Origin of the sequence: Kurthia massiliensis (genome assembly GCF_000285555.1) — a bacterium.
Lineage (GTDB): Bacteria > Bacillota > Bacilli > Bacillales_A > Planococcaceae > Kurthia > Kurthia massiliensis.
Genome location: NZ_CAEU01000080.1, coordinates 1 through 518 on the forward strand (window position 1 = coordinate 1; position 518 = coordinate 518).

At 54.1% G+C, this 518-nt stretch carries 1 pseudogene; it reads left to right on the forward strand.

Features of this window, described 5'->3' with window-relative positions:
* Nucleotide 1: 1 nt before the first annotated feature.
* Nucleotides 2-518 (forward strand): annotated as a pseudogene (locus tag KMHG_RS17000) (helix-turn-helix domain-containing protein); the annotation flags it as partial.

Sequence of the window (518 nt, forward strand, 5' to 3'; positions counted from 1 at the left end):
GATCACTTTTGAGATTCGTATGGAAATTAAAGTCCTGCACAAGCGGGGAATGAGTATCCGGGCCATTGCCAGGGAACTGGGTATTTCGCGCAATACTGTCCGCAGCCACCTGAAAGCCAAATCTGAAAAGCCGCAGTATTCACCACGCCCGGCATCATCATCACTGCTCGATGAATACCGTGATTACATCTCTAAGCGGATCAGCGATGCGCATCCCTACAAAATCCCGGCGACCGTTATTGCCAGGGAAATCATGGAGCTGGGCTATCGTGGAGGGCTGACTATCCTGAGAGAGTTCATCCGTTCACAGACCCTCCCTGCACAGGCTGAACCGGTCGTTCGCTTCGAAACCGAGCCCGGACGGCAGATGCAGGTTGACTGGGGGACCATGCGAAACGGCAAATCCCCCCTGCATGTGTTCGTTGCTGTTCTGGGGTACAGCAGAATGCTTTACATCGAGTTCACCGACAACATGCGCTACGACACGCTGGAGCCTGTCACCGCAATGCGTTCAGCTT